General features: G+C 28.2%; 17 protein-coding genes. 3 read left to right on the top strand and 14 right to left on the bottom strand.

Features of this window, described 5'->3' with window-relative positions:
- Nucleotides 1-124 precede the first annotated feature (124 nt).
- Nucleotides 125-1,189 carry a selenide, water dikinase SelD gene (gene selD, locus E6A48_RS00635; RefSeq protein ID WP_219708104.1) on the bottom strand — a complete coding sequence of 355 codons (1,065 nt, stop codon included), beginning with the start codon at nucleotides 1,187-1,189 and terminating at the stop codon, nucleotides 125-127.
- Between the two features lie 155 nt (nucleotides 1,190-1,344).
- On the opposite strand from selD, the gene flgN reads away from it, so the two are divergent.
- The gene (flgN, locus tag E6A48_RS00630) at nucleotides 1,345-1,854 is read left to right on the top strand and encodes a flagellar export chaperone FlgN (protein ID WP_219708103.1); all 510 of its coding nucleotides are present in this window, start codon (nucleotides 1,345-1,347) and stop codon (nucleotides 1,852-1,854) included.
- Nucleotides 1,855-1,948: 94 nt separating this feature from the next.
- On the opposite strand, the gene E6A48_RS00625 is transcribed toward flgN, so the two are convergent.
- The 10 genes from E6A48_RS00625 to E6A48_RS00580 form a co-directional block, all read right to left on the bottom strand.
- A complete protein-coding gene (locus E6A48_RS00625) occupies nucleotides 1,949-2,155 on the bottom strand; it encodes a DUF1858 domain-containing protein (RefSeq protein WP_013244247.1) in 207 nt (68 codons plus the stop codon).
- Nucleotides 2,156-2,233: 78 nt separating this feature from the next.
- Entirely contained in the window at nucleotides 2,234-4,348 is a 2,115-nt protein-coding gene (locus tag E6A48_RS00620) for a hypothetical protein (protein ID WP_219708102.1), read from the bottom strand.
- Nucleotides 4,349-4,379: 31 nt separating this feature from the next.
- The gene (locus E6A48_RS00615) at nucleotides 4,380-4,700 is read right to left on the bottom strand and encodes a YggT family protein (RefSeq protein WP_219708101.1); all 321 of its coding nucleotides are present in this window, start codon (nucleotides 4,698-4,700) and stop codon (nucleotides 4,380-4,382) included.
- 12 nt (nucleotides 4,701-4,712) lie between these two features.
- Nucleotides 4,713-5,045: an STAS domain-containing protein gene (locus tag E6A48_RS00610; RefSeq protein ID WP_219708100.1), complete on the bottom strand. Its 333-nt coding sequence runs from the start codon at nucleotides 5,043-5,045 to the stop codon at nucleotides 4,713-4,715.
- 93 nt (nucleotides 5,046-5,138) lie between these two features.
- Complete coding sequence (gene xth, locus E6A48_RS00605) at nucleotides 5,139-5,924, bottom strand: exodeoxyribonuclease III (RefSeq protein WP_219708099.1); 786 nt, start codon at nucleotides 5,922-5,924, stop codon at nucleotides 5,139-5,141.
- A gap of 155 nt (nucleotides 5,925-6,079) precedes the next feature.
- Nucleotides 6,080-6,808 (bottom strand): amino acid ABC transporter ATP-binding protein, encoded by a 729-nt coding sequence (locus E6A48_RS00600; protein ID WP_219708098.1) that lies wholly within the window; start codon nucleotides 6,806-6,808, stop codon nucleotides 6,080-6,082.
- On the bottom strand, nucleotides 6,801-7,514 hold the full coding sequence (locus E6A48_RS00595) for an amino acid ABC transporter permease (RefSeq protein ID WP_219708097.1): 714 nt from the start codon (nucleotides 7,512-7,514) through the stop codon (nucleotides 6,801-6,803). The genes E6A48_RS00600 and E6A48_RS00595 overlap by 8 nt, the downstream gene beginning before the upstream one ends.
- Before the next feature lie 41 nt (nucleotides 7,515-7,555).
- Nucleotides 7,556-8,290 (bottom strand): basic amino acid ABC transporter substrate-binding protein, encoded by a 735-nt coding sequence (locus E6A48_RS00590; RefSeq protein ID WP_013244240.1) that lies wholly within the window; start codon nucleotides 8,288-8,290, stop codon nucleotides 7,556-7,558.
- A gap of 30 nt (nucleotides 8,291-8,320) precedes the next feature.
- Nucleotides 8,321-9,055, bottom strand: coding sequence for a basic amino acid ABC transporter substrate-binding protein (locus E6A48_RS00585; protein WP_219708096.1), 735 nt, complete (start codon nucleotides 9,053-9,055; stop codon nucleotides 8,321-8,323).
- A 219-nt stretch (nucleotides 9,056-9,274) separates the two neighbouring features.
- Complete coding sequence (locus E6A48_RS00580) at nucleotides 9,275-9,814, bottom strand: hypothetical protein (RefSeq protein ID WP_219708095.1); 540 nt, start codon at nucleotides 9,812-9,814, stop codon at nucleotides 9,275-9,277.
- 186 nt (nucleotides 9,815-10,000) lie between these two features.
- Here E6A48_RS00580 and E6A48_RS11905 point away from each other — a divergent pair, with 186 nt between their 5' ends.
- Together E6A48_RS11905 and E6A48_RS00570 are read left to right on the top strand one after the other, a co-directional pair.
- Nucleotides 10,001-10,141, top strand: a complete 141-nt coding sequence (locus E6A48_RS11905) for a hypothetical protein (protein ID WP_258018502.1) — start codon at nucleotides 10,001-10,003, stop codon at nucleotides 10,139-10,141.
- A 435-nt stretch (nucleotides 10,142-10,576) separates the two neighbouring features.
- Entirely contained in the window at nucleotides 10,577-12,100 is a 1,524-nt protein-coding gene (locus E6A48_RS00570; RefSeq protein ID WP_219708094.1) for a YifB family Mg chelatase-like AAA ATPase, read from the top strand.
- A 54-nt stretch (nucleotides 12,101-12,154) separates the two neighbouring features.
- On the opposite strand, the gene E6A48_RS00565 is transcribed toward E6A48_RS00570, so the two are convergent.
- From E6A48_RS00565 to hslV, 3 genes are read right to left on the bottom strand one after another with little or no spacing between them, the layout of a single operon-like run.
- Nucleotides 12,155-12,628 carry a bacteriohemerythrin gene (locus E6A48_RS00565; protein WP_219708093.1) on the bottom strand — a complete coding sequence of 158 codons (474 nt, stop codon included), beginning with the start codon at nucleotides 12,626-12,628 and terminating at the stop codon, nucleotides 12,155-12,157.
- A 44-nt stretch (nucleotides 12,629-12,672) separates the two neighbouring features.
- A complete protein-coding gene (gene hslU, locus E6A48_RS00560; protein WP_219708092.1) occupies nucleotides 12,673-14,034 on the bottom strand; it encodes an ATP-dependent protease ATPase subunit HslU in 1,362 nt (453 codons plus the stop codon).
- Nucleotides 14,035-14,037: 3 nt separating this feature from the next.
- Nucleotides 14,038-14,568: an ATP-dependent protease subunit HslV gene (gene hslV / locus E6A48_RS00555; RefSeq protein ID WP_013244233.1), complete on the bottom strand. Its 531-nt coding sequence runs from the start codon at nucleotides 14,566-14,568 to the stop codon at nucleotides 14,038-14,040.
- Nucleotides 14,569-14,871: the final 303 nt, after the last annotated feature.

Here is a 14,871-nt window from a genome sequence, read left to right as displayed (position 1 = left end):
ATTATAACTTCTTAGTCGTGCGGGGGAGTGAATTTTAATATACAATAAAATTATGAAATTTATAATAAAAATGCAGTTCTTCGCAAACATATCATAAAGTTAAAAATTTATCAATATTAATTTATTATTTAGTAAGGTGTATATATTCTCTATTCTTTTTAGTTACCCTTCCAACAATAGCAGCACAGTCTATACCTTCACGCCATAAATCAGCAAGCATATTCTCAGCATTATCCTTATCTACACATATAAATAATCCGCCAGCAGTCTGAGGGTCAAAAGTAAGCATCTTTAAACTATAATCCACATTCTCATCAACTAAAATATTCTCACCCACATAACGCATATTTGTAAAAGCAGCCCCAGGTATACATCCCATGTCCAATACCTCATAGCTCTTCTCAAACATAGGCAAAGCTGATGTACTTATTTCTATAGTTACATCACTAGCCTTAGCCATCTTATAAGCATGCCCAGCAAGTCCAAAACCTGTTACATCTGTAGCACATTTTGCATTATATTTGTTCATTACAGCACAAGCCTTTTTATTTAAAGTACTCATAGCATTAAATACATCTGTAATAGCACTTTCTTTTATTAGTCCCTGCCTCATAGCAGCTAAACAAGCACCTGTGCCAAGTGGCTTTGTAAGTATTATAATATCTCCGTCTTTAGCAGCAGAGTTTGTAGTAATATTATTAGGATTAGCAAAACCAATAACAGCCATACCATATTTAATTGCTGTATCTGTAATAGTATGCCCTCCTACAACCAATACGCCTGCTTCTGTAGCTTTGTCTTGTCCGCCTTTTAATATTGTAGCAAGAGTATTAAGAGAGTTTTCTTTTGGATACATTGTAATATTTAAAGCTAATTTTGGCTCTCCTCCCATAGCATATATATCGCTTATAGAGTTACAAGCAGCAATCTCTCCAAATAAATAAGGGTCTGCAACAACAGGAGGAAAAAAATCTACTGTAAATATAATAGCATTATCATCTGAAATCTTATAAACTCCAGCATCATCTCCTATATCAACATCAGATAATAGATTAGAATCTACTTTTGTTTTTAATATAGGTGATAATGTTTTTTCAAGCAAATCAGGCGGAATTTTGGCAGAACAGCCGCCCTCTAAAGCACAAGATAATAACTCAATTTTCTCTTCTTCTTTTTTAATATCTTCCATAAAATAAAATTCCTTAAAATAATTGAATATAATTATAATACATTTACAAAAAAATAAAACTAATAATACTTAATTATTACAGTTATTTAAAAAATTATGTAAAGTAATTTTTTTTAATATCGATAATTATTATATAAATTAAGGGATGGTATTTTATGTTTAACTTATATGAAGAACTTACAAAAATCGAAATAATTCTTAATAAAGAAATAGAAGTCTACAAAATTATACTAGAAGATGAAGAGAGAAAAGTAAACTCTATCATAGATACAAGACTTCAAGATGTGCATATGTACTGCGATCATCAAAATGAAAAAATGAAGGAAGCTAATGAATTAAGAAAGTTAAGAGAAAATATTACAGACTTAATAATATTAAATAAATTCCCTCATCTTTCTCAAACAGCTACTTTATCTGATATAATAAGAAAAATACCTCTAAACAAAACAGCTAAAATTTCATCACTTCGTTTGGAGCTTGTAACTTTAATGGCTAGATTAAAACATCTAAATAAATTAGCACCAAAATTGTTTGATGAAGCATTAGATTTCTTTACAGATATGAAAGAAGTATTAAATGAAAGCAAAAAAGTAGGCTACAACAACAAAGGAAAAGAACATTTAATCAATAAAAGATTATCTGTATTAATTAATAAACAAGTGTAAAAAATATAGTATATATAAAAAAGCTTCGTTTAAAATACGAAGCTTTTTTGTTTTAACATAAATATTTATTTAAATAATTTAATTAAAAAATATATTAGTTTTTAGAACATCTCTCATTTATTTCTTTAACTAAATTATCTATTTTCTCATCGTCCATTCCATGACCTCTGCAGCCTTCTTCAAGACTCTCCCAACTAGCAACATGGCAGCCTACACAATGAAGACCATAGCTCATCATAATCTCTACTGAATCTGGAAATATCTGTATAATTTCCCCTATACTCATAGTTTTATTTATCATAATTTATCCTCTCTTATAATTTTTTAATTCTTATATAATATATATAATATAATTTTTTGTCAAAAAGTAAAATGATAATTACCTATTAAATACTATTGGATAATATTCATTATAGTTTTTTATATATTTTCTTAAATAATTTAAATTAAACTCGCCTGTATTTTTTAGAGTTTCTTTTTCAATACTAGCAAGTTTTTTTACCATAGAACTATTGCCAAGCTTTTTATAAACACGCTTAAAAGTCATAATAAAAGATAAACTATTATGATATGTAATCTCCTCATCAAAAATAGAAGCAGCTTTCTCTAAACTAAAACCCTCTTTATTAGTAAGTGCAAAATAAGCATACAATAATAATACATAATCATGACAATTTTCGCTATAATTATCTACAGCCTCTTTTATTAGTTCTAATGCCAAAGCTTCATTTTTATTTACACCTATACCATTATAATAGCAATGAGCTAATGCTGCTTTAGAACATGACGAATGATAATTATTCATTTTTGCTATTTCATTAGATTTATAATATATTTCAAAGGCTTTATCTTCGTTTTTCTCTATTCCTCTTCCTAGTTCGTATGCTCTTCCCAATATAATATGAGAAGGTTCAAATGTGCTATATAAATCAATAGAAGTATTAGCCATTCCTATTGCGAGTTCTGGTGAGGGGGTTAGAATATTTCCATAAAATAACTCTTTTGAATATATATAATAAGCAAAAAAGTCATTCATGTTTATTGCCATTTCTAAATATTTAATGCCTTCATAATAATACTTTTGAGGTATATTGTATATCATCACTTTTGCTATTTTTCTATATATTATTGCTTTATTTAATTCAGTGCTATTCAATGATATTTTTAAGTTTTCTATTATAGTTTCATAATCATGAGATTTTATTTCTATTAGAGAGAAAGCATATATATACCTTAAATGATACATCTCTTCATTGGCATAGCTATTATCTAAACTAACCAATACTTCTTTTGCTGATAATGCTGATTCTTTATAGTTTTTTAATTTATAATAAGAAAATGTTTTATATATTAAAGCTCTAATATTTTTTATTTTATCTAAATATTTAATAAGATGTTTATAATCTTCATCTGTTTTGGCATTATAATAATAAAACTCTAATATATCATTATAAAACCATTCATTAAAATCATCATTATTTTTTAATATATCATCAAATTCAGCTTTTGCTCTTTCAACTTCTCCAATATAAGCATATAAATTAGCTCTATAATATTTATACCTCATATATTTTTTATCTAGAGAAAAGTTTTTTATTATTTTATCTAATAAAGAAAATGCTTCTTTAATATAATTTGTATCGCTATGATGTTCGCCGCTTACAATATAATCATGCAAAGCCTCAGATTTTCCAAGCAAAGCAGCCAATTTATATTTATTGTCAGTTTCAAGCAGTGTGTCATAATTTTTTATAGCATTCAAATAATCTTCTTTACTAAAGTACCATTCAGCCCTTTCATAAATAGCATTATAATTTTTATCATTAAGCTCTATAGCCCTATTTAAAAAAAGCAAAGCATCATAATAAAACTCGCTATCAACACCCTTTTTAGCCAATGCAATAGCCTTTAAAAAATAAGCTTCATCATAAAAAGGAAAATCTTTTATAAGTTCATTAGCCTCATAATCTGCCTTAATTAATATATTTAAATTATAGTAGCAAAGCCCTCTCTCAAACCTCGCAACCTTAGACTCTTCAATATCAACTCTCTCAATAAAATCATCATAATACCCAATAGCCTGATGAAAATCAGAAGCGTTTTCTCCATTGTTTAAATAGCTATTAGCAAGCATAAGCAAAGCATCATAAGCATTTCTGTCTTTTTCAAATAAAACCTGAGCATATTCTCTCTCTTTATCTATATTGCCAATATCTCTATTTAAATACATTAATCCCCTATAAGCATCAATTATATTAGGGTCTATCTCTATAGAATGAATAAGGTCATACTCTATATTTGAATATATTAAAGAAAGATTTGCACTAGAATAATCATATTTGTTTTTTTGTAAATCTATAAATCTAAACTTACCCCTCATATAAAAAGCTTTGGCATTATCAGGCTCGTTATATATTAATAGATTTAATTCTTCTATGGCTCTTTTATAATCACCATCATTAATATATCTATTAATATCTTCCAAAGAATCCATGAGAATAGTTCCAATTTTTTATAATATAAAATTATAATATTAAACGAATTACAAATCTATAAAGCATAGTGATTAGAGGAGGTATCACCATTTGAAGTATAAGCAAAAATACTAAAGGAGATAAATCTATCACTCCTATTATAAGCTTATCTCTAAAGTTTCCAAAAATTTTATCTATCACTCCGTCAGTAATTCTATAAAAGAAATTAACTATAGGATTATAATAATCTAAATGTATAGCACCAAAAGCAGTAAGCCAGCTAATAATAATCCATATAAACCATATAAATGAATATAGCCTCAAAGCCTGCATTATAAGAACATATATAAAATTAATAATCTGTATTAACATAAACCCTCATTATTATTTAATATTACTTAAAGCCTCATTAACATCTTTGGCAGTATTTACTATAGTGAGAAATCTTGTAGCTTCAAATACACTTGTTAATTTAGTGCTTAAAGAACAAAAATAAACCTTTCCGCCTTTTTCACCAGACACTCTTAAAGCAGAAGCTATTAATCCTAAAGCAGAAGAGCATATATATTCTATATTATGAAAATCAAACACAAAATTTAAAATACCAGCATCTTTTATATAATTAAGTTTCTCTTCCAATATATCAACATTTTCAGATATAATATTCTTCTCTATATTAATAATAGCAGTTTTACCCTCTATAACAGTACTAACCATTCTCTTTACACTCCTTATATACATCTTTTAATTTTATTATATATAATGAAAAAATCAATATTATAGTTTTATGTAATTTTGATAAAAATAAAATTATTTTTTATCCCATTCAATTAATATAGGACAATGGTCGCTTCCAAGAACATCAGTTAAAATATCAGCCATTTTAATATTGTTTGATATTTCATTATTAACAAAGAAATAATCTATTCTCCAGCCCACATTCTTCTCTCTAGAACGAGTCTTCATATCCCACCAACTATAATGTCCACCTTCTTTTACAAACATTCTAAAAGTATCAGTAAAGCCGCTGTCTAAAAATTTTGTTATGCGTTCGCGTTCTATAGGCAAAAAACCAATGCTCTTCTCATTTTCTTTAGGTCTAGCCAAATCTATAGCCTCATGAGCAATATTCATATCACCGCATAATATTACATTAGTTTTCTCTTTTAATTTTATCATATGTTTAGTCATTTCATCATAAAAAGAAAGCTTATAATTAAAATGCTCCTCAGATTTGCCACCATTAGGAAAATAAACATTAAATATAGTAAAATCATCAAACTCTAAAGCAAGTATTCTTCCTTCTCTGTCTGTAAACTTAGAACCGAACTTATTTTTTATTTCTTTATTTGGCTTTAATTTAGTATATATTGCAACTCCGCTGTAGCCTTTTCTTATTTCAGGGTCAGCAGGATTAATAAATAATTGATATCCTTCTATGTTTCTTAAATCTTCAGGAAGCTGTTCTTCAAAAGCCTTAGTTTCTTGCAAACATATTATATCAGCATCTTCTTTTTTAATAAAATCTAATAAGCCTTTTTTGTATGCCGCTCTTATACCATTAACATTCCAAGAAATTATTTTTAGTGTACTCATATATTCCCTTTAATAAGTTATTTAGTATTATACTAGTATTTTTAGTATTTGTCAAAATAACTAATTTTATACACAAAATAATATTAAAAATGATTTAGCATAAACTTTTAATACAGATAAAAATTAATATATTTTTTAGATGATTTATTATAAAATTATTTATTTAAAACCTTATATAAAAACTCTTTAGTTCTAGAGTGTTTAGGGTTATTAAAGAACTCTTCAGGTGTTTCATCTTCAAGTATAATTCCGTCATTCATAAATAGTATTCTGCTTGCAACATTTTTAGCAAAACCCATCTCATGAGTAACTATAAGCATAGTCATACCATCTTTAGCTAAATCTATCATAACGTCCAAAACTTCTTTAATCATCTCTGGGTCTAATGCAGAAGTAGGCTCATCAAAAAGCATAACCTCAGGCTCCATAGCTAAAGCCCTAGCAATAGCAATTCTTTGTTTCTGCCCACCTGAAAGTTTATTAGGGTAGGTATCTTTTTTCTCAACAAGTCCAACTTTTTGTAATAGCTCAAGTGCTTTAGTTTCTGCCTGTTCTTTACTTAAGCCTTTTAATTTCATCGGTGCTAATATAATATTTTCCATTACTGTTTTATGAGGAAACAAGTTAAAATGCTGAAATACCATTCCAACCTTTTCTCTTATCTTATTTATATCAGTTTTTTTGTCTAATATGTTTTCACCGTCTATAAATATCTTTCCATTAGTAGGCTCTTCAAGTCTGTTTATGCATCTTAAAAAAGTAGATTTACCGCTTCCAGAAGGACCAATAATTGCAATAATCTCACCCTTCTCAACATTAACATCTATTCCCTTTAATACTTCTAATTGATTAAACTTTTTATGTAAATTTTCTACTTTAATCACTTTCTTTAAGCCCCTTCTCTACCTTTCTCATAAACATAGCAAAGATAGAAGTTAATATCAAATATATTATACCCACAGCAATAAGAGGCTCAACCCCCCTATAAGTTTGACTAGTAATAATGTTGGCCGAACGAAGCAAATCAACTCCCCCTATAAAACCAACAATAGAAGTCTCTTTAATAAGTGTAATAAACTCGCTCACCAAAGCAGGAAGTATCTTTTTAATAGCCTGCGGTATAATAATCTCTTTCATAGAAAGACCATAATTAAGCCCCAAAGCTCTAGAAGCCTCCATCTGACCTTTATCAAGCCCTTCAATACCAGCTCTTATAATCTCAGCAACATAAGCAGCAGAGTTAATACCAAAAGCTATAGCAGAGATAATCAGTATAGGTGTATTTCTTAAAGCCCCCACAAATACAACATTCGCCCAAATCATAAGCTGCACAACCGCAGGTGTACCCCTTATTAAATTAACATATCCAAATGCTAATTTTGATAAAGGATTAAATGTCTCAAAGCCTTTAATATTTTTTAAAGGATAAATATGCGATAATTGCATTAGAGCAATAAATATACCAAGAACTATACCAATAAGTGTAGCAAATAAAGTAGTTCCTATAGAAAATAAAAGCCCCTTAACCATATACATATATCTATGGTTAGCTATAAATACTTCTTTAAGCAACTCTAAATATTCTGTCATCTGCTTTCCTTAAATTATCTCTGTGTTTTATCATTCAAATATTAAAAATATTTTTTTACAAGCTCATCATATTTGCCGTTTTCTTTCAAAGTATCCAAAGCTTTGTTTACATCTTCCAAAAGCTTAGTATCTTCTTTTCTAAAACCAATACAAAGCTCTTGTATAGATAAATCTGTTTTAATAGCTTTAAGACCTTCATTGTTCTTTATATAACCAACAGCTATAGGATAATCCATTATAGCAGCATCTATTTTGCCGTTCTGTAAAGCAACAACAGTATCTGCTGTTCTGTTAAATCTCTCTATTTTATCAACTTTTTTACTCTCTGTTAAAGCAACATCTCCAACATATCCTAAAACAACACCAACTGTATAAGTATTGTTTAAGCTGTCAAAGTTAGTAATAGTGTTATTATCTTCTTTTACTATGATAGCCTGCTGAGATTCAAAATAAGGCTTAGAAAAATTAATAACTTTCTTTCTTGACTCTGTAGCAGTAATACCAGCTATAAGTATGTCTATAGTTTTAGCCTCTAAAGCAGGTATAAGTCCGTCAAAAGTCATATCTTTTATTTCTATTTTCTTTCCTATTATTTTTGATATCTCATTTATAAGCTCAACATCAAAACCAACCACATTTCCATTTTCATCTAAATATTCAAAAGGAGGATATTCAGCATTAGTGCCTACATACAAAACATCTTTCTCCTCTTTCTTAGAACAAGATAATACCACAAGCAAAGAAACCAACAAAAGAATCTTTAATATATTTTTCATAATTTTTATCTCCAACTAATAATTATATACTTACTTTTCAAAATATTTTGCTATAAGCATATCGTAAGTGCCGTTTTCTTTTATAGTATTTAAAGCATCATTAACTTTTTTAAGTAATTCTGTATCTTCTTTTCTCATAGCAATAGCATATTCTTCACTTTTAGAATCTGTTATAATTAATTTTAAATCATTATTTTGGTCAAAATATTTGCTAGCAGGCTCATAATCTAAAACTACAGCATCTACTTTTTTGCTTTTCAAAGCTAATATAGCCTCTGATGTAGCACCATATTTCTGAGCATTTACATTAGACATTTCGCTTACAATTAAGTCCCCTGTAAAACCTAATACAACACCAACATTTTTGCCTTCTAAATTATCAAAGCTATAAATATCTTTATTATCTTTATGAACTAATATAGATTGCTGAGTGCTATAATAAGGATCTGTAAAATTAACAAACTTCTTTCTCTCTTCATCTGCAGTCATACCAGCAATAATTATATCTATCTTTTTAGACTGTAAAGCAGGAAGAAGTCCGTCAAAAGCCATGTCTACAACTTCAATATCTTGCTTCATAATTTTAGCTATTTCGTTGATTAAATCTATATCAAAACCAACAATATTTTCGCCATCTCTATATTCAAAAGGTTCAAATTCAGCATTAGTGCCTACATAAAGTTTATTTTCTTTTGTAGAACAGCTCATAAAAGCAATTAAAGATATTAAAAGTATTGATGTAGTAATTATTATTTTTTTAAACATTTTTTATCTCCTAAATTTTTTTACGTGTATAAAGATACATAATATTAACATATATTTTTTATTAATAAAATGTGTTTTTTTGATTTTAATGGAAAATTAGGCTTAACGCCTGATTAATACTTGAAAGAAAGAGAGTATTTTTATATTAGAAAAATAGTTAATCATAAAATAACTCCGTAATTTAAAATCAATTATAATACAGCAAACAAAAAAGTCAAGTTATTTTAAAATACTAGTTTTATATTTATCAAAAAGAGTATTAGAAAAATCTGTATATTCTATTGCCTCTTTTATGCCTTTTAAATCTATATTATATGCATTTTTTGATTCTCTATAAGGTTTTATTGTCATAGTAGTATGATTAATTAAATCTTTAAAAAAGCTAATTATTTCATCTTCCTGTACTATTCCAAATGATGGAGAAATAGTATAAAGTATATCAAAATTATTTTTTTCTGAGCGAACTATTGGCTCTATTTCTGTTTTTTGTTTATTGTCAAAATAATATGATATTACAGCATCATCATTATTAATTTTATCATTATACCAAGTAATTGTGATGTTTAATTGTTCTTGTCTTGAAGCTATATATACTTCTAGCTTTTTATCAAGATTTAGAGACATTGTAACTGTTTTTTTATCTGTGCCATCATATACAATGGTTTTTACCTTCCAATTATCATATTGCTTTGATGTAGCTAGAGGGTATAGATTTAAAGCAAATAAAAATAATATAATCAATGTAATATTTTTTGTCATAATTCTTTATCCCAAAAATTAAAGTATACTATAATATACGAAATAAATTAAAAATAGTTTAACATATTATTTAATTATTATATCTAATAAATTTGCAACACTATTTATATATTTTTTTTATATTATATGAGATATTTACATATAGAATATTATTTTAATAAAAGAGAATATATAAAAGAATAATATATGAGAAAAAAACTATTATTAATTATAATAGTGGCAACAGCATTGTTATTAAGCTGCAGCAATAAAAAACAACAGGAGCAGAATACAGCTATGCATCATCATCTAATGAAACAAATAATAACAAAACTAACACAGAAATAAATAACAATAAAGAAGATATTATAAAACATGAAGGCACTTGGAATGGAAGACTAAAATCTGATAACACTCTTGAATATTTAACTTGGAAATTTGTAATAAAAAATGATGCTTCTATAGATGTATATATATCAGGCTCTAGTTACCCAGAACCTAGCTTATCTTTTGATAAAATTAATAATCTGAAAGAAAACACTTTAGAGTTCACTATAATTGATGATTATACTTCTTATAAAACAATATCTACTTTCAATGCTGATAATTCTAGTGCAGATGTTGTTGTTGAAGTTAGTTTTACAGATGAAGAAAATCCAACTCCTGTATATTATAGAGGCACTATGACAAAAAAATAAATTAAAAATAATATAAAATCAAGGCTTAAAATTATAAAAACTTTGTTTAACTATATGCATAAAAAATTAATCGGAGTAATGTTTTATGCATACCAAAATATATTCGGAAGCTCTTTATGGTATAGAAGGCATACCAATAACTATAGAAGTAAATATATCCGAAGGCTTGCCAAAGTTTGATGTGGTTGGGTTGCCAGACCAAGCAGTTAATGAGGCAAAAGAGAGAGTAATTGCTGCAATAAACAACAGCGACAGATTTTTCCCGCCAAAGAGAATAACCATAAATTTAGCACCAGCAGATATAAAAAAAACAGGAAGCATGTATGATTTAGCTTTTGCTTTGGGTATACTATCATCTAGTGCTCAGTTGTTTTTTTCTGATTTTATGAATAACACTATAATACTTGGTGAATTAGCGTTAGACGGAAGTGTGAGAGAAGTAAAGGGAATATTCTCTATGCTTTTAAATGCCAAAGAATTGGGAATAAAAAATGCAATTATACCTTTTAATAATATGGAAGAAGCTAACATTATTGAAGGCCTTAATTTATACCCTGTAAAAACACTTAAAGAAGCAATGGAAGTTTCTGAAGGCAAAAAAGAAGCTATAATATCTAAAGGTAATTTTAATTTTACATCAGACAATAATGAAGCTGTGGATTTTTCTGAAGTAAAGGGTCAGGAATATGCTAAGCGTGCTGCAATGATAGCTGCTGCTGGAGGACATAACTTTATAATGATAGGGTCCCCTGGCTGCGGTAAAACATTAATAGCAAAAAGAATACCCACAATACTACCTCCACTCACTTTTGAAGAGGCTATTGAGGTAACAAAAATATATTCTTCTTATGGGCTATTATCAAAAAATATGCCAATAGTAAAAAAACGCCCCTTTAGAATACCACATCATACTTCTTCTCATGTAAGTTTAGTAGGAGGAGGAAGAAATATAAAAGCAGGAGAGATTACTTTAGCTCATAATGGGGTGTTATTTCTTGATGAGTTTGTGGAGTTTCAAAGCTCAGCACTTCAAACATTAAGAGAGCCTATGGAAGAGAAAATTATTACAATAAGCAGAGCCAACGGAAGCATATCTTTTCCTGCTAATTTTACTTTAGTTGCTGCTATGAACCCTTGCCCTTGCGGTTATTATGGTGATGAAAAACATACTTGCAGATGCTCTGAAATAGCTAGAAAAAAATATATTGCAAAATTATCAGGTCCTATACTTGATAGAATAGATATATCAATAGAAGTACGTGGTATAGATTATGATAAAATGATTTCAAAAGCTGACGGAGAAAGTTCTTCTTCTATGCGTAAAATAGTTACTGATGCAAGAAAAATACAAGAAAAACGATTTAGAGAAAATGGACTTAAAATATTTTCAAACTCATCTATGGGTATAAAAGATATTGAGAAGTTTTGTATATTAGACAGCAAAGCTAAAAATATATTAAATATGGCAATGCAAAAGTTTTCAATGAGTGCAAGAAGCTATAATAAAATACTTAAAGTTTCAAGAACTATAGCTGACATAGAAAATAAAGAGATAATAGAAACCTCACATATAACAGAAGCTTTGCAGTATAGATTTAATCTAAACTAATAATTTAAATATTAAACTATTTTTAAATTAAATAGTTTAATATTATTAAGTATTTTATATATTATTTTTTTTCAAATAAGTTATTACTTCATCTACAAAAATCTTATCTCTAAAAGCAATGTGCTCTAATAACCAATCTTTTAAATATTTTAAAAATTTATTAGCAACAAAAGGCTGACCCTCTTCATATTTTCTAATTTGATTAACTAATTCCATACAAAAGTTTTTATGCATAGCCTTATGATTTTCAGCATCAGAATAATTGATTAAATCCATAATCTTTTCTTCTGTTTTAAAATGATATTGCGTATAATCAATGCACTTCTTAACTGCCTTAATAAAAGCACCATTAGTGTCATTGCTATTATTAATTGTGCTTAAATAAAGTTCATTAATGATGTTTACAAGTTCTTTGTGTTGGCTATCTATAATTTTATGCTTAGTTTCATATATAGGACGCCATTTTATAAATAACTCAGAATCCTTTTCTTCTTCTACAATATCAATATTTTTTTCAGTATCGTTCATAAATCTCATTCCCTCCTAATTATAATATATATAATCAACAATTATTATAATATATATCTGCTAATATCTCTATTTTCTTCTATATCTTTTACAGCCTCCTTAACATTATCGGAAGTTATTTTTATAAATTCTCCACTATGCTCATCTGCACTAAAAGAAATTTCTTCAAAAACTTTCTCCATAATAGTATAAAGTCTTCTAGCTCCAATATTTTCAACATTAGTATTAATATTATAAGCCAAATCAGCTATTTTCTCTAAAGCCTCATCTTCAAACTCTATAGTAACACCCTCAGTTTTAAGTAATTCCTGATACTGTTTAGTAATAGCATTCTTAGGATTAATAAGTATATCTTTAAAATCTTCTTTTGATAATGCCTTTAATTCAACTCTAATAGGAAATCTACCCTGCAATTCTGGTATTAAATCAGAAGGTTTATTAACATGAAAAGCACCAGCCGCTATAAAAAGTATATGGTCAGTTTTTATAGGACCATACTTAGTATTAACTGTTGTACCTTCAACTATAGGAAGCAAATCCCTCTGTACACCATGACGTGCAACATCGGCACTGTCTGTTTTATTTCCGCTAGCAATCTTGTCTATCTCATCTAAAAATATTATACCCATATTTTCAGCTAAAGATAAAGCATCAGCAGTAACTTTCTCCATATCTATTAAACTTTCAGACGCCTCATTTATAAGATATTTCTTAGCCTCTTTTACTCTTAATTTTTTATTTTTTTTATTTTGAGGCATAATGCTTCCAACCATAGACTGAATCATATCATTCTCTTCAAATCCCATTCCAGGTATGATGCCAAACATTCTGCCCTGACTAGATGATATTTTTATTTCAACATAGCTCTCATCAAAATCCCCATTAGCTATGCGTTTTTTTATCTGTTCTTTAGCATTCTTTTTCTTTTCAGCCTCTTCATCAGATATTATTTCATTGTCTTCTTTTTTTACAGATGGAAGTAAAAGTTTAGCAAGTTTATCCAAAGCAATATCAGTAGCCTCTTTTTCAACCTCTTTCATCATAGAAGTTTTAAGCTCAAATATAGCCGCATTAACTAAATCTCTAACCATGCTCTCAACATCTCTTCCCACATATCCAACTTCAGTATATTTAGTAGCCTCAACTTTAATAAAAGGAGCATTAACTAATTTAGCAAGCCTTCTCGCAATCTCAGTCTTACCAACCCCAGTAGGTCCTATTAATATAATATTTTTAGGAGCAACTTCATCTTTTAACTCCTCAGGTAAATGACGTCTTCTATATCTATTTCTTAAAGCTATAGCCACAGAACGTTTAGCCTCAGTTTGACCTATTATATATTGGTCTAAAGCTTCAACAATTCTTCTAGGTGTAAGCTCACTTTCTAATTTTGCATCAAATGACATAATCTATTCTATTACCTCCAAAGAAATATTACTATTGGTATATATACATATTTGTGAAGCAATTTCCAAAGACTTTCTGGCTATCTCTTTAGCAGAAAGATTAGTATTTTCACTCAAAGCCATAGCAGCAGCCTTAGCATATTGTCCGCCGCTTCCAATAGCAAGTATATTATTCTCACTCTCTATAACATCACCATTACCAGATAAAAGCAACATTTTCTCTTTGCTAGCAACTATAATAAGTGCCTGTAAATTTCTAAGCATCTTATCAGTTCTCCACTCACGAGCAAGCTCAACAGCAGCACGTGTCAAATCACCCGAAAACTCCTGAAGCTTTTTTTCAAACTTTTCAAACAATGTAAAAGCATCGGCAGTAGAACCAGCAAAACCTGATATTACCTTACCCCCGTATAATTTTCTTAATTTAACAGCATTAGGCTTCATCACTGTTTCACCTAAAGTAACCTGTCCGTCTCCAGCTATAGCAGTAACACCATCTCTGCATACCGCACATATAGTAGTGCCTTTAAACATATACTATCCTCTTTAAACAAAGTATTACTATATATTTTAATATATATTCTATTCTAATGCAAATTTTTTTAATAATCTAACAATAATTATATATAGTTATATTATAAATATACTCAAAGAAATAGTTTTGTCAATTTATGTATTTTTGTAAATGTGTTATTTTTCTTAAAATAGATATATTGAGTTTTTAAGTATATAGCACCAAACAATTATATTTAGTAATATGAGTATTTTTATTCAACTTTTTCTTTTTCCCGTAGCTTACGCTCTGCAGACTTCGTCAAAGAACCAAAAAGTGCAAAT

It is taken from the genome of Brachyspira pilosicoli (assembly GCF_019402445.1).
Taxonomy (GTDB): domain Bacteria; phylum Spirochaetota; class Brachyspiria; order Brachyspirales; family Brachyspiraceae; genus Brachyspira; species Brachyspira pilosicoli_B.
Note: the sequence above shows the minus strand (reverse complement) of the source record. Positions and strands in the feature narration are given on the sequence as shown.